Source organism: Streptomyces sp. HSG2 (assembly GCF_016598575.1).
Taxonomy (GTDB): Bacteria; Actinomycetota; Actinomycetes; order Streptomycetales; family Streptomycetaceae; genus Streptomyces.
Genome location: NZ_CP066801.1, coordinates 2,578,593 through 2,597,885, shown reverse-complemented (window position 1 = coordinate 2,597,885; position 19,293 = coordinate 2,578,593). Strand labels below are relative to the sequence as shown.

General features: G+C 67.6%; 18 protein-coding genes. 8 read left to right on the top strand and 10 right to left on the bottom strand.

The window, feature by feature from the left end:
* From gyrB to dnaA, 6 genes are all read right to left on the bottom strand, one after another.
* A complete protein-coding gene (gene gyrB, locus JEK78_RS10890) occupies positions 1–2,058 on the bottom strand; it encodes a DNA topoisomerase (ATP-hydrolyzing) subunit B (RefSeq protein WP_200264102.1) in 2,058 nt (685 codons plus the stop codon).
* Positions 2,059–2,598: 540 nt separating this feature from the next.
* Complete coding sequence (locus JEK78_RS10885) at positions 2,599–3,147, bottom strand: DUF721 domain-containing protein (protein WP_200263881.1); 549 nt, start codon at positions 3,145–3,147, stop codon at positions 2,599–2,601.
* Positions 3,144–4,265, bottom strand: coding sequence for a DNA replication/repair protein RecF (recF, locus tag JEK78_RS10880; protein ID WP_200263880.1), 1,122 nt, complete (start codon positions 4,263–4,265; stop codon positions 3,144–3,146). Before recF ends, JEK78_RS10885 begins: the two co-directional genes overlap by 4 nt.
* A 53-nt stretch (positions 4,266–4,318) precedes the next feature.
* Positions 4,319–5,194 (bottom strand): phosphogluconate dehydrogenase (NAD(+)-dependent, decarboxylating), encoded by an 876-nt coding sequence (gene gnd / locus JEK78_RS10875; RefSeq protein WP_200263879.1) that lies wholly within the window; start codon positions 5,192–5,194, stop codon positions 4,319–4,321.
* A gap of 192 nt (positions 5,195–5,386) precedes the next feature.
* Positions 5,387–6,517, bottom strand: a complete 1,131-nt coding sequence (dnaN, locus tag JEK78_RS10870) for a DNA polymerase III subunit beta (protein WP_200263878.1) — start codon at positions 6,515–6,517, stop codon at positions 5,387–5,389.
* Positions 6,518–7,652: 1,135 nt separating this feature from the next.
* Entirely contained in the window at positions 7,653–9,632 is a 1,980-nt protein-coding gene (gene dnaA / locus JEK78_RS10865) for a chromosomal replication initiator protein DnaA (RefSeq protein ID WP_200263877.1), read from the bottom strand.
* Positions 9,633–10,019: 387 nt separating this feature from the next.
* Between dnaA and rpmH the strand changes: the two genes are divergently transcribed.
* The 8 genes from rpmH to JEK78_RS10825 all read left to right on the top strand — a co-directional run bounded on the left by rpmH (position 10,020) and on the right by JEK78_RS10825 (position 16,049).
* Positions 10,020–10,157, top strand: coding sequence for a 50S ribosomal protein L34 (gene rpmH, locus JEK78_RS10860; protein ID WP_003956500.1), 138 nt, complete (start codon positions 10,020–10,022; stop codon positions 10,155–10,157).
* 21 nt (positions 10,158–10,178) lie between these two features.
* Positions 10,179–10,550 (top strand): ribonuclease P protein component, encoded by a 372-nt coding sequence (gene rnpA, locus JEK78_RS10855; protein WP_200263876.1) that lies wholly within the window; start codon positions 10,179–10,181, stop codon positions 10,548–10,550.
* The gene (yidD, locus tag JEK78_RS10850) at positions 10,547–10,903 is read left to right on the top strand and encodes a membrane protein insertion efficiency factor YidD (RefSeq protein WP_200263875.1); all 357 of its coding nucleotides are present in this window, start codon (positions 10,547–10,549) and stop codon (positions 10,901–10,903) included. The genes rnpA and yidD overlap by 4 nt, the downstream gene beginning before the upstream one ends.
* A 3-nt stretch (positions 10,904–10,906) precedes the next feature.
* A complete protein-coding gene (gene yidC, locus JEK78_RS10845; protein WP_200263874.1) occupies positions 10,907–12,205 on the top strand; it encodes a membrane protein insertase YidC in 1,299 nt (432 codons plus the stop codon).
* A 12-nt stretch (positions 12,206–12,217) separates the two neighbouring features.
* On the top strand, positions 12,218–12,730 hold the full coding sequence (locus tag JEK78_RS10840; RefSeq protein ID WP_200263873.1) for a R3H domain-containing nucleic acid-binding protein: 513 nt from the start codon (positions 12,218–12,220) through the stop codon (positions 12,728–12,730).
* 122 nt (positions 12,731–12,852) lie between these two features.
* Complete coding sequence (gene rsmG, locus JEK78_RS10835; RefSeq protein WP_200263872.1) at positions 12,853–13,572, top strand: 16S rRNA (guanine(527)-N(7))-methyltransferase RsmG; 720 nt, start codon at positions 12,853–12,855, stop codon at positions 13,570–13,572.
* Positions 13,573–13,896: 324 nt separating this feature from the next.
* Positions 13,897–14,961: a ParA family protein gene (locus JEK78_RS10830; RefSeq protein WP_242483391.1), complete on the top strand. Its 1,065-nt coding sequence runs from the start codon at positions 13,897–13,899 to the stop codon at positions 14,959–14,961.
* Positions 14,958–16,049 (top strand): ParB/RepB/Spo0J family partition protein, encoded by a 1,092-nt coding sequence (locus JEK78_RS10825; protein WP_200263871.1) that lies wholly within the window; start codon positions 14,958–14,960, stop codon positions 16,047–16,049. The genes JEK78_RS10830 and JEK78_RS10825 overlap by 4 nt, the downstream gene beginning before the upstream one ends.
* Before the next feature lie 168 nt (positions 16,050–16,217).
* Here JEK78_RS10825 and trxA read toward each other — a convergent pair whose 3' ends face one another.
* From trxA to sigM, 4 genes are all read right to left on the bottom strand, one after another.
* Positions 16,218–16,550 carry a thioredoxin gene (gene trxA / locus JEK78_RS10820; protein WP_200263870.1) on the bottom strand — a complete coding sequence of 111 codons (333 nt, stop codon included), beginning with the start codon at positions 16,548–16,550 and terminating at the stop codon, positions 16,218–16,220.
* Positions 16,551–16,581: 31 nt separating this feature from the next.
* Positions 16,582–17,550 (bottom strand): thioredoxin-disulfide reductase, encoded by a 969-nt coding sequence (trxB, locus tag JEK78_RS10815; protein ID WP_200263869.1) that lies wholly within the window; start codon positions 17,548–17,550, stop codon positions 16,582–16,584.
* Positions 17,551–17,677: 127 nt separating this feature from the next.
* Entirely contained in the window at positions 17,678–18,508 is an 831-nt protein-coding gene (locus JEK78_RS10810) for an anti-sigma factor (RefSeq protein ID WP_200263868.1), read from the bottom strand.
* Positions 18,505–19,266 carry an RNA polymerase sigma factor SigM gene (sigM, locus tag JEK78_RS10805; protein WP_200263867.1) on the bottom strand — a complete coding sequence of 254 codons (762 nt, stop codon included), beginning with the start codon at positions 19,264–19,266 and terminating at the stop codon, positions 18,505–18,507. Before sigM ends, JEK78_RS10810 begins: the two co-directional genes overlap by 4 nt.
* Positions 19,267–19,293: the final 27 nt, after the last annotated feature.

Sequence of the window (19,293 nt, the reverse complement as noted above, 5' to 3'; positions counted from 1 at the left end):
TCAGATGTCGAGGAAGCGGACGTCCTTGGCGTTGCGCTGGATGAACTGGCGTCGGGCCTCGACGTCCTCACCCATCAGCACGGAGAACAGGTCGTCGGCCTGGGCGGCGTCGTCGAGGGTGACCTGACCGAGGACCCGGTGTTCCTGGTCCATGGTCGTGATCCGCAGTTCCTCCGCGTTCATCTCGCCGAGTCCCTTGAACCGCTGGACCGAGTCCTCACGAACCCGCTTGCCCGCCTGACGCCCCATCTCGATCAGCGCGTCCCGCTCGCGATCGGAGTAGGCGTACTCGAAGTCGTCCCGACCCCACTTGATCTTGTACAGCGGGGGGCGGGACAGGAAGACGTGGCCGGCCTCGACCAGGGGGCGCATGAAGCGGAACAGGAACGTCAGCAGCAGGGTGTTGATGTGCTGGCCGTCCACGTCGGCGTCCGCCATGAGGATGATCTTGTGGTACCGGAGCCTCGCGATGTCGAAGTCCTCGTGCACCCCGGTACCGAACGCGGAGATCATCGCCTGGATCTCCTGGTTCTGGAGGATGCGGTCGATCCGCGCCTTCTCGACGTTGAGGATCTTTCCGCGGATGGGGAGGATCGCCTGGTACTCCGGGTTGCGGCCGGACTTCGCCGAGCCACCGGCGGAGTCACCCTCGACGATGAAGATCTCGCACTTGGCGGGGTCGTTCGACTGGCAGTCCGACAGCTTGCCCGGCAGGGAAGCGGTCTCCAGCAGCCCCTTGCGCCGCGTCAGGTCACGGGCCTTGCGGGCCGCCACCCGTGCCGTGGCCGCCTGGATCCCCTTGCGGACGATGTCCGCCGCCTCGTTCGGGTTGCGGTCGAGCCAGTCGGCCAGGTGCTCGTACACCACCCGCTGGACGAACGTCTTGACCTCGGTGTTGCCGAGCTTGGTCTTGGTCTGCCCCTCGAACTGCGGCTCGCCGAGCTTGACCGAGATGATCGCGGTCAGCCCCTCGCGGATGTCGTCGCCCGTGAGGTTGTCGTCCTTCTCGCGCAGCAGCCTCTTGTCCCGCGCGTACTTGTTGATCAGCGAGGTCAGCGCCGCCCGGAATCCCTCCTCGTGCGTGCCGCCCTCGTGGGTGTGGATGATGTTGGCGAAGGAGTAGACACCCTCGGTGTAGCCGCCGTTCCACTGCATGGCGACCTCAAGGGACAGGTTCTTGTCCCGGTCCTCCGACTCCAGGTCGATGACGGTGGGGTGCACCGGGTCGCCCTTGCGGGAGTTCAGGTACTTCACGAAATCGACGATGCCGCCCTCGTAGTGGTACGAGACGGCCTTGACCTCGTGCTTCTCGTCCTCCCCCGCCTCGTCCGCGCCGGCGGTGGCCATCGCCGACTCCCGCTCGTCGGCGAGGCTGATCCGCAGCCCCTTGTTGAGGAACGCCATTTCCTGGAAGCGTCGGGACAGCGTCTCGAAGGAATACTCGGTGGTCTCGAAGATCTCCGGGTCGGCCCAGAAGGTGACCGTCGTGCCGGAGTCCTCCACCGCCTCGTGCTTGGCCAGTGGTGCGGTGGGGACGCCCATCTTGTAGTCCTGCGTCCACCGGTAGCCGTCGGTCCTGATGTCGACCGACACCTTGGTCGACAGGGCGTTGACCACGGAGACACCGACACCGTGCAGACCGCCGGAGACCGCGTAGCCGCCGCCGCCGAACTTGCCCCCCGCGTGGAGCACGGTCAGCACCACCTCGACGGCCGGCTTCTTCTCGACCGGGTGGATGCCCACCGGGATGCCGCGGCCGTTGTCGACGACGCGCACGCCACCGTCGGCGAGGATCGTCACGTCGATGGTGTCGGCGTGCCCGGCCAACGCCTCGTCGACCGAGTTGTCGACGACTTCCTGCACCAGGTGGTGAAGTCCGCGCTCACCGGTGGACCCGATGTACATTCCGGGTCGCTTGCGTACCGCGTCCAGCCCCTCGAGCACGGTGATGGAGCTGGCGTCGTACGACGCCGGACCGCCATGCGGGGCGATGCCGGCGTCGTGCACTCCGATCTCGGTGGACGGGATGTTCTCGTTGGGGTTGCCGGAATCGGCCACGAAGCGCCCTTTCTGGCACAGCACGAGCCAGGCTCCTCGGCGGTTGCCGGAGCGGCTGCGGCATGTTGCGTTGGTAAGCCTTGATCAGCGTTGCTCAGCGTTCCCGGACGATCCCCACGGTCGGGGCGGGATTCTTCCTCAGTCTACCGGTAGCACTGACATCGCTGGGGGTTTGCCGGCGCCTGAACCCCCATGTGCCGCCCTGAACCCTCGTCGCCCGACTCCCGATATGCGGACCGGCCCCCCAAGCGGCTCACGCAGGCACTCAGCGCCTCCGATCGTCAACCCTTGGCGACCGCGGGGTCAGGGCACCCGGCGCGCGCTTGACCGAGGCTCCACCAGGCCGCGAGCGACCCCTCTCCGCGGGTGCGCCCGCCACGGTGCCGACGGCGTGACGGGCACGGTTTCACGTGAAACAGCGATCCACCCGCACCGCGTCTCCGGCCCGCGCCCCGCCACCGGCCGACCCGTTCGCCTCACCGCCCACAGGACGATGAGGGCGAGAAGCGGACGGGACCCTCTCCGGGCCACGGACGCCGCTCATCCATAGGTGTCGCCGGGTCCCACACTGCCCGGGGCTCGAAGACGACCTGGACCACGTTCCGGTCCGCCCGGACCGCACACCTTGATCATCCGTACCGACCCGTGTCCGACGTCCTCGTTGATCCGCGCCACGAGGGTCGGGGCCAGGAGACGGAGGTTGGTCGCCCACGCCGTGGAGTCGCAGCGCACCACGAGCACCCTCTCGTCCTCGTCGTAGCGGATCGGGGCACAGTGGTTGGCCACTTCGCCGCCGACGATGTGGGACCACCGTCCCATCACCCCGCCGACCGCCGCCGGGGTCTCCCACCCTCGCTCCGTGATCAGTCGACTGATCGCTGGGCCGAGTGGCATGGGGTCCCGGGCGTCCGCGCGCGCACCGGAGCGAAGCCCGCCACCGCGGCCCGCCCCCTTCCGCTGCCGGGTGGCGTCCCCCCTGGCGCGGGCCGCTTCCCTCGCCGCTCGGAGCGCCACCCGCGCGAGATCGACACCGGTCGGCCCCGCACCCTCCACACCGGGGAGCCCGGCCTTGACGTTCTCGGTGCTCACGCCGGCTCCACCGCCCCCTCGGCGACGTTGAAGCGCCGTCCGACCAACGCCGGCGGCACGTCCTCGTCGACGGCCGCGGTCACCAACACCTGTTCACCCTCCGCCACCGAATCGGCCAACCGCTCCCGGCGTCGGGCGTCCAGTTCGGCGAAGACATCGTCAAGGATCAGGACCGGTTCGTCGCCCTCTTCCCGAAGCAGGTCGTAGGAGGCCAGGCGCAAGGCCAGCGCGAGGGACCACGACTCGCCATGGGAGGCGTACCCCCTGGCCGGCATCCCCCCCAGTCTGAGCTCCAGGTCGTCACGGTGCGGGCCGACGAGCGTGACTCCGCGGTCGACCTCCTGAGGCCTGATCCCGGCCAGCGCCGACACCAACTGCTCGAACAGTTCCTCCCGGGTACGCGCCACTCCCGGGACCGAGGAGCGGTACTCCAGAGTGACAGCCCCACCCCCCGGAGCGAGCCTCTCGTAGGCCCCACCCGTCAGCGGGCGGACCGCGTCGATCAGGTCCAGACGCTGGGCCAGCAGCTCCGCGCCGGCTCGGGCGAGATGCCGATCCCAGACCTCCAGGGTGGACAGGTCCAGCGCCCGACCGCCGTGCCTGCGGGCCGAAGCGGCCGATTTCAGCAGAGTGTTCCGCTGCTTGAGCACCCGGTCGTAGTCGGAACGGACGGCGGCCATCCGCGGCGAGCGCGCGGTGACCAGGTCGTCGAGAAACCTGCGTCGCTCGCCCGGGTCTCCCTTCACCAGCGCGAGATCCTCGGGGGCGAACAGGACGGTGCGGACGATGCCCAGCACGTCGCGAGGCCTGACCTGCGTGGATCTGTTGATCCTGGCTCGGTTGGCCCGGCCCGGATTGAGCTCCAGCTCGACGAGTCGCGTCCGGTCGCCCTGTCGCACCTGAGCCCGGATGACCGCCCGCTCGGCCCCGACTCTCACCAGCGGGGCGTCCGAGGAGACCCGGTGGCTGCCCAGCGTCGCGAGATAGCCGACCGCCTCGACAAGGTTGGTCTTGCCTTGTCCATTGGGACCGACGAAGACCGTGACGCCCTGGTCGAGCGGGACCTCCGCCCGGGCGTACGAACGGAAGTCGGCCAGCGACAGATGCGTGACGTGCATGGGTGTGAGCCGGCCTCCCAGCCTTCGTTTCCGCCTGTGCCACTCGCTCGCGACTACTTCTCCGTCACCGCGTGGCCGCCGAACTGGTTCCTCAGCGCGGCGATCATCTTCATCTGGGGCGAGTCGTCCTGCCGCGAGGAGAACCGGGCGAACAGCGACGCCGTGATGGCCGGCAACGGTACCGCGTGGTCGATGGCGGCCTCCACCGTCCAGCGCCCCTCGCCCGAGTCCTCGGCACGCCCCTCGAGGCGCTCCAGGTGCTCGTCGTCGTCGAGGGCGTTCACGGCGAGATCCAGGAGCCACGACCGGATCACGGTGCCGTCCTGCCACGAGCGGAAGACGTCCCGGACGTTCTCCACCGACTCGACCTTCTCCAGCAGCTCCCAGCCCTCGGCGTAGGCCTGCATCATGGCGTACTCGATGCCGTTGTGAACCATCTTGGCGAAGTGACCGGCCCCGACCTTGCCGGCGTGCACCGATCCGTGGTCCCCAGGGGGCTTGAGCGCGTCGAAGATCGGCCTGACCCGGTCCACGTGCTCGCCGGAACCTCCGTACATGAGCGCGTAGCCGTTCTCCAGGCCCCAGACGCCCCCAGAGACGCCACAGTCGACGAAGCCTATGCCCGCGGCGGCGAGCTGCGCGGCGTGGCGTTCGTCGTCGGTCCAGCGGGAGTTCCCGCCGTCCACGACCACGTCCCCGTGGTCCAGCAGCTCGGCGAGCCGGTCGATGGTCAGCTGAGTCGCCGCGCCGGCCGGGACCATGACCCACACGACGCGCGGTCCGGCGAGCGAGCCCACCAGGTCCTCGAGGCTGTGGACGTCCGCGAGGTCCGGGTTGCGGTCGAACCCGACGACGGTGTGGCCCGCGCGGCGAATCCGCTCGCGCATGTTGCCGCCCATCTTGCCGAGACCGACGAGACCGAGCTCCATCTGCTGTGTTCCTTAGGTCGCTGTGGCGATTGCGGCACCTTGTGCCGGTGTCCGAGCCTAAACCCGGACGGGCGCGCACAACTGTGGGCATCGGCGCTCGTTCGTGCCGACCCACGCGGCGGGGCGGCGGGTCGGGGCGGTGTCGTCGGGACCTGCCCCGGGCCGGGCTCGCTCGCCCCGACGCGGCCCGTCTCAGCCGCTCAGCCGTACCGGCATGATCAGGTACTTGTAGGCCTCGTCCGCCTCGGCGTCGAGGGCCGGCTTGCCACTGAGCAACGCGGGCTTGGTCGAAGTGGTGAAGGAAAGCCGCGCCACCGGGGAGTCGATCGCGCTCAACCCGTCCAGCAGGAAGGTCGGGTTGAAGGCGATGGAGATGTCCTCGCCGTCGAGATGCGCGTCCACCCTCTCCACAGCCTGTGCGTCGTCACTCGACCCGGCCTCGAGGATCAACACCCCCTGCTCGAAGCTGAGACGGACGGGAGTGTTGCGCTCGGCGACGAGCGCCACGCGCTTGACGGCCTCGACGAAGGGAGCCGTCTCCAGCACGGCCACGGAGTTGAACTCGGTGGGGAAGAGGGTGCGGTACTTCGGCAGATCACCCTCCAGAAGACGGGTGGTCGTGCGACGGCCCGCGCCCTCGAATCCGATCAGGCCCTCGCCCGAACCGGAGCCGGACAGGGCGAGCGTCACCTGGTCGCCGCTGGTCAACGCCTTGGCGGTGTCCAGCAGCGTCTTGGCGGGGACCAGGGCGACGGCCGAGGCCTCGGGGTTCTCCGGCTTCCAGAGGAAGTCACGGACGGCGAAGCGGTAGCGGTCGGTCGAGGCCAGGGTCACCGTGTCGCCGTCGATCTCGATGCGCACGCCCGTGAGCACCGGCAGCGTGTCGTCACGCCCCGCCGCGATGGCGACCTGCTGGACCGCGGAGGCGAAGACATCGCCGGGCACGGTCCCGGTGGCGGTCGGCATCTGCGGGAGGGCCGGGTATTCCTCCACGGGGAGCGTGTGCAGGGTGAACCTCGACGAGCCGCACGTCACGGTGGCACGGGCACCGTCGGTGGAGATCTCCACGGGGCGGTTCGGCAGCGCGCGGGAGATGTCCGCCAGCAGGCGCCCCGAGACGAGGACGGTGCCCTCCTCCTCCACCTCGGCGTCCACGGAGACCCGAGCCGAGACCTCGTAGTCGAAGCTGGACAAGCTCAACTGCCCGTCCTCGGCCTTGAGGAGCAGCCCGGCAAGGACAGGCGCCGGCGGCCGAGCCGGCAGGCTGCGCGCCGCCCAGGCCACTGCCTCCGCGAGTACGTCGCGTTCCACCCGGATCTTCACGGTTAGCCGCCTCCTGCTGTTGCCGGCGCTCGTCGCCCTGCTTCGCGTTCGCTGTCTGAACCGGTGTCGTCGGCCTCTCGGCCGGGAAGGACACCGGAGCACCAGTCTGACGTACCCCGGTGACAGCAGGAGGCCGCCGGGGTCAAGTCGAGGTGTGGGGGTCTTGCCGGCGAGAGCGCGAGTTGTGCACAGAACCTGCTTCGAAACGATTGCCCTGCTCTCTCTAGTCGGTAGTAGTAGTAGGGCCTGTGGATTCCGTGGAAAACCCTGTTTCCGCAGGTCAACCCCGGAATCTTGTCCACCGCACCTGTGGGTGCAACCAGTGGACAACTGGGTCACAGTGTGGAGAAACCAAAGTTCTGCACACTCCGTGCACAGGAGGGGGCTACTTCTCCCCAGATCCATCCCCAGATTTCGCTGGCTTTCCCACAGCCCTCCCGGGACCTCCGATGTGATGGCTTTCACTCGCGACGGTGACCGTGCGCGTCATGTTGCCGAACAGTGGACAGCGGTGTGGAGAACCGCCTGCGAGCTGGGGATAGCTGCTTGCATCCTGTGGGTCAGGCGTGGACAAGCTGGGTGGCAGCTCACGGAGTCGCGCGTTGTCCCCAGCCTGTGGACAACCATTGTCCACGAATCCACACCCCCCTGAGCTGTGCTGACCGCCAGTCTGGTTCACGACCTGTGGACAAGATCGGGAAAACTTGGCAGTCCCCAGGGTGTGGATGGGAGAAAGTCGCCGAATCTGTGGATGGGAGCCGTAACCTCGCCTGGAATCGAACATCGAGGGGCCTGATCACCACCGACACGGGAGCGAACGGAGCCCTTGCGACGGGCGGGGTGTGGGCGTCGAGGAGCGGTCGATGGCCGCCCACCCGGGCGCGCGAAGTGGGTTCGACCGTGCGCTGGCCGACCGCGTGGGCCCACGCCCTCGTGTGAGCGGCGGCCCGCGCGGGGAGCGGCGTCCTGGCCGTGTGCGGTATGGCTCCGTTCCCCCCGGGAGAAGGCTCGCGGCTCCCGCCGCGCGAAGGCCGTGGGGCGTCCGCGAGAGGTGGGATCGGGGTGACGGAGACCACCGCCGAGGCCCCGGAGGCGCCCGGATTCGGACCCGGACCCGAGAACGGTCCGGGTCCGCTCAACCGTTCTTGATCCGGTTCGTGAGTTCGGTGACCTGGTTGTAGATGGAGCGGCGCTCCGCCATCAGATTGCGGATCTTGCGATCGGCGTGCATCACGGTCGTGTGATCGCGCCCGCCGAAGAGCGCGCCGATCTTCGGCAGGGACAGATCCGTCAGCTCGCGGCAGAGGTACATGGCGATCTGTCGCGCCGTCACCAGTTGGCGCCCGCGGGAACTGCCACACAGGTCCTCGACCGTGAGCCCGAAGTAGTCCGCGGTCTCACTCATGATGGCCGTCGAGGTGATCTCCGGCGTGGACTCCTCACCCCCCGGGATGAGGTCCTTGAGGACGATCTCGGTGAGGCCCAGGTCCACGGGCTGTCGGTTCAGCGAGGCGAAGGCAGTCACCCGGATCAGCGCCCCCTCCAGCTCACGGATGTTCCGCGAGATCCGGGAGGCGATGAACTCGAGGACCTCCGGCGGGGCGTTGAGCTGTTCCTGGACCGCCTTCTTGCGCAGGATGGCGATCCGCGTCTCCAGCTCGGGCGGCTGGACGTCGGTGATCAGACCCCACTCGAAGCGGTTTCTGAGCCGGTCCTCCAGGGTCACCAGCTGCTTCGGCGGTCGGTCGCTGGAGAGCACGATCTGCTTGTCCGCGTTGTGCAGTGTGTTGAAGGTGTGGAAGAACTCCTCCTGCGTCGACTCCTTGTCGGCCAGGAACTGGATGTCGTCGACCAGCAGGATGTCCATCTCGCGGTAGCGCTTGCGGAAGCTGTCCCCCTTGCCGTCGCGGATCGAGTTGATGAACTCGTTCGTGAACTCCTCGGAGCTCACGTACCGCACCCGGGTACCGGGGTACAGGCTGCGCGCGTAGTGGCCGATGGCGTGCAGCAGGTGGGTCTTGCCGAGACCCGACTCGCCGTAGATGAACAGCGGGTTGTACGCCTTGGCCGGAGCCTCCGCCACGGCGACTGCCGCGGCGTGCGCGAACCGGTTGGACGCGCCGATGACGAAGGTGTCGAACAGGTACTTGGGGTTGAGTCGCGCGGTGGGTTCGCCCGGTCCCGAGACAGGGGTCTGAGGAGAGGCCGGGCGTCCGGGCGCGGGAGGAATCGCGGGTCCGCCACGGTGCTCGGGGGCGCCGCCGGGGGGCGTATCGCCCTCGAGGGCGGATTCACGTGGACCGTAGTCGCGGTGGGACGGGTCGTGCTCCCGGCGGGCGCGTCCGTAGCCCGGATGCTCGGTGGCGCGCGGGCGGTAGCCGTGCGCGTCGTCGGCGTCCTGGGGATAGCCGTCCGAATCCTGGCGATAGGTGTCGCGGGCGTACGCCGCCGGGCCGTAGCCGTCCGGACGGTAGCCGTCCCGGGCGAAGGAGTCGGAGGGGGCGGTCGGGTAGGCGTCCTCGGATGGGGGGTGACCGGTCCTCGCGGGGCGCGCGTAGGGTCCGTGCGGGGGTGCCGCGTAGCCGTCCCTCTCGGAGAAGCCCGGTGGACGCTGGTGCCACGCGTAGCCGTCCGGTGACGTGTGGCGCTGCCAGGGAGCACCGGATTCGGGACGCTGGTACTCGGCGGGATACGTCGGGCGCGCGGTGGGCAGCTGGTGTCGGGAAGCGGAGTAGCCCTCGTTCTCGTCCCCCCTCTGACTCTGGACCGTCGGGGAGGGGTCGGGTTCGGCATAGCCCGACTGTGTCGCGGTCGGCCCCGGGGCGGGGGCATCGCCCGCCGTGTCGTCGACGGTGATCGCGATGCGGATGGGTCGGCCGCACTCACGGCTGAGCGACTCGCTCACCACCGGCGCCAGGCGGCCCTCGATGACCCCCTTGGCGAACTCGTTGGGCACGGCCAGGAGCGCGGTGTCGGCGACGAGAGCGAGTGGCTGACACCGACGGATCCAGTGCTCGTCCTTGGCCTCGAACCCTTGGTCGTGGCCCTCTCCGCCGAGCAATCGCTCCAGGACGCGCGGCCATACTGCGGCAAGATCGGCAGGTACGTCGGCCACGGGCACGCTCTCTCACGGGGTCCCACGAAGGCGTGATCCGGGGACGGGCGGGATGAATCTCGGCGGGACGGCTGGGACAACGGGGGGGTAGTGGGACGTGCGGAGGTCCGATCACGGTAGTCAGGGCGACGGGTCGGGTTCAAGTCGTTGTCCCCAGCCTGTGGACAAGTGTCTCCGAACCGTTCCGGGTTTGACCGGACGACCCGGCCCCGCGTACCGTGACCAGGTCGAGTTGTCGATGGCTGCTGCCGCCTGCCTCCGATGGGCACGGATCACGTCAGGTGATCGGAAAGCGGTACACACGGGCGTAACGCGAGCTACTCGTGGGCGCACGGTGACAGCCAGGACGGCACCCCGCCACCAACGATCTCTTTCTGGAGCCCCCGAGTGAGCAAGCGCACCTTCCAGCCGAACAACCGTCGTCGCGCGAAGACCCACGGCTTCCGGCTGCGTATGCGCACCCGTGCCGGCCGCGCGATCCTCGCGTCCCGCCGTAGCAAGGGTCGCGCCCGCCTGTCCGCCTGATTCCGATCAGGTCATGACGTCGTGCTGCCCTCCGAGAACCGGCTGAGGCGGCGCGAGGATTTCTCGACCGCGGTTCGAGGCGGGCGGCGAGCAGGACGCCCGTCCCTCGTCGTCCACTTTCGTAGCGGTGCCACGGACCCGCACGCGCCTGGGGAGAGCGCTCCTCCGGCACGTGCGGGTTTCGTCGTGAGCAAGGCTGTGGGAGGCGCGGTGGTGCGCAACAAGGTGAGGCGGAGGCTCCGCCACCTGATGCGTGACCGAGTCGGTCTGTTTCCCCCCGGTAGCCTGGTAGTCGTACGAGCGTTGCCCGGTGCGGGCGACGCCGATCACGCACACTTGGCCCGAGACCTGGACGCCGCGGTGCGGCGGTTGCTGGGAGGGGGCGCGCGATGAAGTACCCGCTTCTGGCGCTGATCAAGATCTATCAGTGGACGATCAGTCCACTGCTGGGGCCGGTCTGCAAGTACTACCCCTCGTGTTCCCACTACGGGTTCACGGCCATCGACCGGCACGGCGCGGCCAAGGGCACGGCCCTCACGGCCTGGCGCATCCTGCGGTGCAATCCGTGGTCGTCGGGCGGGGTGGACCACGTGCCGCCACGCAGGCGCCCGCGGTGGCACCAGTTGTTGTGGAACGCCTGGCGGACGCGCGCGGGCGGGCCCTCCGCCGCCGAACCGGCCATCGAGGGAAGAGTGCCTTCCCCGAGCCCGGCCGCAGAGACCTCGTCCCATGCCCAAGGAGCATGATTAGTGGACACGATTGCCAGCCTCTTCAGCTTCATCACGACACCTGTCTCCTGGGTCATCGTCCAGTTCCATTCGGTGTACGGTGCGATCTTCGGACCGGACACGGGCTGGGCCTGGGGCCTGTCCATCGTGTCCCTGGTGATCCTCATCCGGATCTGCCTGATCCCACTCTTCGTGAAGCAGATCAAGGCGACGCGGGCGATGCAGACGCTCCAGCCGGAGATGAAGAAGATCCAGGAGCGGTACAAGAACGACCGCCAGCGTCAGTCCGAAGAGATGATGAAGCTGTACAAGGAGACGGGCACCAACCCGTTGTCCTCGTGCCTTCCCATTCTCGCGCAGTCCCCGTTCTTCTTCGCTCTCTACCACGTGCTCAACAGCATCGCGTCGAACGACACCATCGGCGTGATCAACGAGCGACTCCTGGCCAGTGCGCAGAAGGCCCACATTTTCGGGGCTCCGCTCGCGGCCAAGTTCACGGACAGCTCGTCCAAGGTCGAGGCGCTGGGTTCGACGATCACCGATGTGCGGGTCGTCACCGCCATCATGATTATTTTGATGTCGCTGTCGCAGTTCTACACCCAGCGTCAGTTGATGACGAAGAACGTCGACACCAGTGTGAAGACACCGTTCATGCAGCAGCAGAAGATGCTGATGTACGTCTTCCCGATCATCTTCGCCGTCTTCGGCATCAATTTCCCGGTGGGTGTCCTCGTCTACTGGCTGACCACCAACGTGTGGACCATGGGCCAGCAGATGTACATCATCCACAACAACCCCACTCCGGGTTCCAAAGCACAGGCCGCCTACCTGGAGCGTCTGGGCAAGCACCTCACCGCCCGTGAGAAGACGCGCAACCGCCGCGAGCGGGCGATCGTGAAGGCGATCGTGGACAAGGGGCGCGACCGCAACGAGCACGAGCGCAAGTTCATCAACGGGCTGAACAAGGCGGGTCTCGCGGCACAATCCGACGGCACCGTGGTCAAGGGCGAAGCCGCGGTCGCGGCCCAGGCGGACGGTGCGACAGCCGCGGCGTCCGGAACCCCCAAGCGACAGCAGCCGAAGCGTCAGACCAAGTCCCAGCGCCAGTCCGGCGCGGGCCGTTCGGGGGACGGAGGCGAGACGGCGGGGCCCCCCTCGCTTGCCAAGTCCGACTCCGCCCAGGGCGGCGAAACCGGCAGCCCGGCGGAGTCCGAGGGTGCCGAGAAACCGGCGAAGAAGCCTGGTGCCGCAGGGCGGAGCAAGGCCCAGTCCGGTCAGCGCAAGGGCCAGCAGCGCCCGAAGTCCCCGTCGAAGAAGTAAGGAGTCCATCCCGTGACGGAAGGCACCATTTCCGCGGCTGCCGAGGACGCAGAGGACCTCACTCACCTGGAGCAGGAGGGAGAGATCGCCGCGGACTATCTGGAGGGTCTGCTCGACATCGCGGACCTCGACGGTGACATCGACATGGACGTCGAGGCCGACCGCGCCTCAGTCTCGATCGTCAGCGACGCGGACGGTCGAGATCTGCAGAAGCTGGTGGGTCGGGAGGGCGAGGTTCTCGAGGCCCTGCAAGAGCTCACTCGACTGGCGGTTCATCGCGAGACGGGAGATCGCAGCCGACTGATGCTCGACATCGCCGGATATCGTGCGCGCAAGCGTGCCGAACTCTCCGAACTGGCGACGGAGGCGGCCGGTGAGGCCAAGAGCAGTGGCGAGCCCGTCCGCTTGCGGGCGATGACGCCGTTCGAGCGCAAGGTGGTGCATGACGCGGTGAAGGCCGCGGGCCTGCGGAGCGAGTCGGAGGGCGAGGAACCGCAGCGGTTCGTGGTCGTCCTCCCCGTTTGACGTGACTGCCCTTGCTCGGCCCCGTCTGTCGGACAGGCGGGGCCGAGATTCGTCAGCCCTGTGAGGTGGGTTCTGGTGCCGGGAGCGAACCAGTCGCGGCATGGAATGGAAGGACGGTATTCGTGACGGAGGCAGCGGAGGTTCCGCCTGCTCCCGAGCAGGCTCACGAGGTGTTCGGGGAGCGCTTCTCGGACGCGGTGCGCTACGCCGCGTTGCTGGCCGATGCGGGAGTCCGGCGCGGTCTGATCGGCCCTCGCGAGGTTCCCAGGCTCTGGGAGAGACACCTTCTGAACTGCGCGGTGCTCTCCGAAGTCGTCCCCCACGGGGTCTCTGTGTGCGACGTGGGGTCCGGCGCCGGACTACCGGGGATTCCCTTGGCCTTGGTACGTGACGATCTCAACATCACTCTCCTGGAGCCACTTCTTCGGCGGACCACCTTCCTCACCGAGGTCGTCGAGCTGTTGGGCTTGGACCACGTCACCGTGGTGCGTGGGCGTGCGGAGGAGGTGATGGGCACGATGCCGCCGGTACACGTGGTGACGGCCCGGGCGGTGGCTCCCCTCGACCGCTTGGCCACCTGGGGCATTCCGCTCCTCCGCCCCTATGGCGAGATGCTTGCGCTCAAGGGAGACACCGCGGAGGCGGAGCTCAAGAGTGCGCAGACCGCGTTGAACAAGTTGGGAGCGGCGGAGACGTCGGTGCTGCACGTCGGCTCAGGAGTGGTAGAGCCTCGGTCCACGGTGGTCCGTGTGGTGGTTGGTGAGAGCCCGGGCGGAGTGCGCTTCGCCGCCAAGCGTGCCAAGGCGGCGAGAACGGGACGGGTCCGTAGGCGCCGGGGGTAGATCCGGATGGAGTGATGTGACTGTGCCTGAGGCCTCGTACTCCACATCAGTCCTCGGGTATTCGGGCGTCGGTGTGTCGTGCGCCCCCTCCCACGGTCCCCATGCATCGTGTTTCACGTGAAACGTCGTTCACTGTTGCACGGCATTATCCATCGCGGTCGCGCCGCGGCAGCACCTCGGGAGCGCAGGCCTCACGGTGCCCGTTCGGAGGCAACATTCTCCGCCGCCGACAGAGAAGCATCCGCCTCGGGGGTGGCCGAGTTGTCCACAGACGTCGACTTCCGCACAGAGGGGCAGACCTCACTGGTTCACCGCCCTTGGGGCATGGGAGGCTCTGTCCATCGCGAGCCCGAAGTCGAGGAGAGTGAATCCTTGCGGTCCGATGCCAACATCGCGGAATCGGAGACCGAACCGGTCCCGGGGCCCCGTACCGAGCCAAGGGGCGTGGACGTTTCACGTGAAACATCCACGCCCCCTGGCGACCCCGCCGGAAGTCTGGTGCCCTTGGTTGTGGAACCTCGAGGGCGTCTTGGTGAGGGTCTGCCTCGTCCTGAGCAGACCCGAGTGATCGTGGTCGCCAACCAGAAAGGTGGGGTGGGAAAGACAACCACCACCGTCAATCTCGCCGCTTCGCTGGCGTTGCATGGTGCACGCGTTCTCGTGATCGATCTCGACCCTCAGGGAAACGCCTCGACAGCGCTGGGCATCGACCACCATGCCGAGGTCCCGTCGATCTACGACGTGTTGGTCGAGAGCAAGCCTCTGTCGGATGTCGTTCAGCCCGTCCCTGACGTCGAGGGCCTCTTCTGTGCACCGGCTACGATCGATCTCGCCGGTGCCGAGATCGAGCTTGTCTCGTTGGTCGCGCGCGAGAGCCGGCTGCACCGGGCTGTTCAGAGCTATGAGCAGCCGCTGGACTACATCTTGATCGACTGTCCACCGTCTCTGGGCTTGTTGACGGTGAATGCCCTCGTGGCAGGTCAGGAGGTCCTTATCCCTATCCAGTGCGAGTACTACGCGCTGGAGGGACTTGGGCAGTTGCTTCGCAACGTCGACCTTGTGCGAGGCCATCTCAACCCCGCACTTCACGTGTCCACCATCCTGCTCACGATGTACGACGGACGGACCCGGCTCGCCTCTCAGGTCGCCAACGAGGTGCGCAGCCACTTCGGTGGAGAGGTCCTTCGAACCAGCATTCCTCGTTCTGTTCGGATCTCCGAGGCTCCGAGCTATGGACAGACAGTGTTGACCTACGACCCCGGGTCGAGCGGGGCGCTGTCCTACCTTGAGGCGGCGCGTGAGATCGCACTGCGCGGCGTCGACGTCCGCTACGACCCTGCACACGGCGGCACTCACAGCGAAACAAGCATCGTGGAGGGGATTCGGTGACTGAGCGACGAAGGGGACTCGGGCGAGGGCTTGGCGCCCTGATCCCGGCGGCCCCCACGGAGAAGTCGGTGGGATCCGCTGCTCTGGGCAACAAGGGAGCGTTGACGAGTGCGGGCGTTCCGGGCCTCTCGACGGATCGTGGTATCGCGGCGGCCAAGGTCGCCGCGCTGTCCTCGTCTTCTGTTTCACGTGAAACAGAAGACGAGCAGGACAGGGGAGCGGCATCTTCCTTGTCCTCGCCGGCGGGCGCTCACTTCGCCGAGATTGCGCTGGACTCGATCACGCCCAACCCGCGACAGCCTCGTGAAGTCTTCGACGAGGAAGCCCTGTCCGAGTTGGTGGCTTCCATCAAGGAAGTCGGGCTCCTGCAACCGGTGATCGTTCGGCCGACCCAGGCCGGCCGCTACGAGCTCATCATGGGGGAGCGACGTTGGCGGGCCTGTCGGGAGGCGGGTCTGTCGGCCATCCCGGCGATCGTCCGGGCAACCGACGATGAGCAACTCCTGTTGGATGCGCTCCTGGAGAACCTGCATCGGGCGCAGCTGAATCCCATCGAGGAGGCGGCGGCCTATGACCAACTGTTGAGAGACTTCAACTGCACGCATGACCAACTGGCGGATCGAATCGGTCGCTCTCGCCCTCAGGTCTCCAACACCTTGCGTCTCCTGCGGTTGTCGTCGGCGGTGCAGAAGCGGGTCGCGGCCGGCGTGCTCTCCGCCGGGCATGCTCGGGCCCTGCTCTCGGTGGAAGACGTCGAGGAGCAGGACCGCTTGGCTCGCCGGATTGTCGCGGAGGGACTGTCGGTTCGCTCTGTCGAAGAGATCGTCACCCTGATGGGGGCTCGGCCGCAGAAGTCGCAACGCGGTAGAGGGCCCCGGGCCGGATCGCGAGTGGCTCCCGCCCTTGCCGATTTGGCCACGCGCCTCTCGGATCGGTTCGAGACCCGGGTAAAGGTCGATCTGGGGCAGAAGCGAGGAAAGATCACTGTCGATTTCGCCTCCGTCGAGGATCTTGAACGGATTCTTGAGACCCTGGCCCCTGGTGAGGGGTCACTGCTTCGGAGTCTCTCGGACGATCAAGATTCCTGAGGCCCCAGGCGGGAGGGCAGTGGCGGTCTTGGCTCTCACGCTGCGGGGGCGAGTGCCGACGAGGTATGGGCTCCGCCCTCGGCCGGAAAGCGAAGTACCGTTTCACGTGAAACAGGAGGGGGCGCCCCACGGGCGCCCCTCCTGTTTCACGTGAAACGCGAAGACATTCTAGTCGGCGATGAACTCCTCGAGGTCCCGGAGGATAGCGGCCTTCGGCTTCGCACCGACGATCGTCTTGGCGACCTCGCCTCCTTGGTACACGTTCAGCGTCGGAATGGACATGACGCCGTACTTGGCCGCAGTCGCCGGGTTCTCGTCGATGTTCAGCTTGACGATCTCGATCTTCTCGCCGTGCTCACCGGCGATGGCCTCAAGGGAAGGGGCGATCTGCCGGCACGGGCCGCACCAGGCGGCCCAGAAGTCCACCAGGACGGGCTTGTCGCTCTTGAGGACGTCCTCGTCGAAGGAAGCGTCGGTCACATTCTTCAGGGTGCCGGCCACAGAAGGCTCCTTATGTATCGGTGGGGCGGGGTCAGGCAGAGGTCTTCTCGGGTTCGGCCGCTTCCTCGTCGGAGAGCGCGGCCAGGAATCGTTCGGCATCGAGAGCGGCCGAGCAGCCGGTGCCGGCCGCAGTGATCGCTTGGCGGTAGGTGTGGTCAACCACGTCACCCGCGCCGAAGACGCCCTTGATGTTGGTGTGGGTGGTTGGTGCGGCGACCTTGAGATAGCCCTCGTCGTCCAGTTCGAGCTGACCCTTGAACAGCTCGGTGCGCGGGTCGTGACCGATCGCGATGAACAGTCCGGTCACCGGAAGGTCCGACAGGTCCCCGGTCTTGGTGTCGCGCAGCTTGAGTGCCGAGAGCTTCTGGTCGCCCTGGATTTCCGCGATCTCGCTGTTCCAAGCGAACTTGATCTTCGGATCGGCGAAGGCTCGGTCCTGCATCGCCTTGGAGGCGCGGAGGGCCTCCCGTCGATGGACGATCGTGACCGACTTGGCGAACCGAGAGAGGAAGGTGGCTTCCTCCATCGCGGTGTCTCCACCACCGATCACAGCGATGTCCTGATCCTTGAAGAAGAATCCGTCGCAAGTGGCACACCAGGAGACACCGCGTCCGGAGAGTGCGTCTTCGTTCGGCAGGCCGAGCTTGCGGTGCTGCGATCCCGTGGCGATGATGACGGCCCTTGCCTGATGGACGGTCCCCGCGGTGTCCGTGACGGTCTTGATCTCTCCGGACAGATCGACGGCGACGACGTCGTCCGGGATCAGTTCGGCCCCGAAGCGCTCGGACTGCGCCCGCATGTTGTCCATCAGTTCGGGTCCCATGATCCCGTCCTGGAAGCCCGGGAAGTTCTCGACCTCGGTTGTGGTCATCAGCGCGCCACCGGCGGTGACGGCCCCCTCGAACACCAAGGGCTTCAACGATGCCCGCGCGGTGTACAGCGCCGCTGTGTAGCCGGCGGGCCCGGAGCCGATGATGATCACGTTACGGACATCGCTCACGGCTTGATTCCTCGTCTCTGGACTGGGTTCGGGACCGGCGGTCGCCCCCTGGCGGGGCTTCCACCACACGCAACGGATCCTAGAGCCCACGCATTCCCCGAAGGTCCCGGCATCGCCAGGGAAGAATTCAGGGCCGGGGAAGCGAGCGGGTCAGCAGAACGTCCGCGACGGAGGAGGCGGACCCCTCCGGGCAGCCGGCCTCGACGATACTCGCGACGACATGACCGGCGTCCTCGGCCTCCGAGACCACGACGAGCAAGGCGGACTCACCCCGATACACGCCCTCCTCCGCCGCCAGCACGGAGGCACCGGGGCGGATGGCGCGCAGGACGCACTCCGGGAGAGTCGGCTGGACGAAGACCTGCTGCTCTGAGGAGGTCTCGGACTGGACCCCGATCCCACTGGGAAGGCGAGACCCACCCGCCCTCTGGGCGTCCCCGACGAGCCGTGCGACCTGTTCACCGAGCTGAGATTCCGTGAAGGTGTCTCTTGGGGAGACGCTGTTCCTTGCCTCGAGCGGAGGCGAGACGTCGTCCCCGGTGACGAGCAGGGAGCCGACACCCAGCACCGTGGCCGCACACACGATTCCCACGACGGTCTTCCTTCGGCGGTGCCCGCCCGGCCTGCGCCCGGGGCCAGGCATGGGGCGCGGAGACCTGCCACGGGGCGGTGGCAGTGGTGTTTCACGTGAAACGGCGGGCAGACCATGGTCTTCTGCGGCGGCGGCGAGGGCGGCGTCGATCCGGATGCGGACGTCGTCAGGCATCTTGGGAGGATCGGTCGCACCGCCCAGGAGTCGGCGGACTCCCTCCAAGGACGTGCGTGCCTCGTCGCACGACGCGCACCCCTCCACGTGGCGCTCCAGTTCCCTCGCCCGGGAAGGGGGCACGTTGCCTTCGGCGAGTTCGGACAGCTCGACGATGTCCGGATGATCGACCTGCTCTGGCGTCCATGTCACGTTCGCCCACCACCACCCTTCACGACAGCTGAATCGGTCGGATCCGTTTCGCCTGGAGCCGCGCGACGTGGCCCTCGCGCACGTGGGACGGATGTCGACTGCGCCCGGTTCCGCTGGGCATCGGGCCTGGAGGCCTCGCCCGTGTCGGCCGTCCTGGGACGGTGAACGTCGTGGGGGTCGGGGTCCGGCTCGGCGCGGAGGTGGGTGAGCAGCGGGAGCAACTTGGCCCTGCCACGGGCGCATCTGCTCTTGACCGTACCGATCGGGACGTCGAGAATGCGAGCCGCTTCCGCCACGGGGTACCCCTGCATGTCCACCAGGACCAACGCGGCGCGTTGGTCGGGTGCCAGGGTTGCCAAGGCGGCGCGGAGCTGACGCTGCAGGTCGTGCCGCTCGGCTGGGGCCGCAGCCGACTCGGATGGTTCCAAAACGCTCTCGAGTCGCTCCGTGTCGTCGACCGGTGCGGTCTTCCTCGACGCGGCCTTTCGGACGCGATCGAGGCAGGCATTCACCGTGATGCGATGCAGCCACGTGGTGACAGCGGCTTGACCGCGGTAGGTGTGGGCCGCGCGGTAGGCCGAGAGAAGAGCGTCCTGGACCGCGTCGGACGCCTCTTCACGATCTCCCAACGTCCTCAAGGCGACCGCCCACAACCGGTCCCGGTGGCGCCGGACCAGTTCCCCGAAGGCTGTCGTATCGCCGGAGACATGTCGGGCCAAGAGCTCCCTGTCGGCCGCGCTCTCGTCGCACCGGTCCACGCCCTCGCCTCCCCTCCGCGCTCACGG